1 protein-coding gene is annotated in these 205 nt (G+C 66.3%); it reads right to left on the bottom strand.

Annotated features, from left to right (window positions below; genetic code table 11):
• Window positions 1-2: 2 nt before the first annotated feature.
• On the bottom strand, window positions 3-205 hold a 203-nt coding region (gene fliE / locus DC347_RS21425; protein WP_109864400.1), incomplete at its 5' end, for a flagellar hook-basal body complex protein FliE.

Here is a 205-nt window from a genome sequence, read left to right as displayed (position 1 = left end):
CGTCAGACCGGCATGTTCATGATGTCCTTGTACGCATCGACCAGCTTGTTGCGCACCTCGACCATCGTGCGCAGCGAGAGGTCGGCCTTCTGCACCGCGATCATGGTGCGGCCGAGATCGGCGCCGGGGTCGCCGCGCTCGAAGCTCGCGGCCATGTTGCCCGCCTCCATCTGGCTGCGACCCACCGCGGAGATGGACTGCCTGA

The sequence above is a fragment of the Pseudarthrobacter sp. AG30 genome (genome assembly GCF_003116525.1).
Classification (GTDB): Bacteria; Actinomycetota; Actinomycetes; order Actinomycetales; family Micrococcaceae; genus Arthrobacter.
The sequence above is the reverse complement of the archived record's forward strand: the minus strand, read 5'-3'. Positions and strand labels throughout refer to the sequence as shown.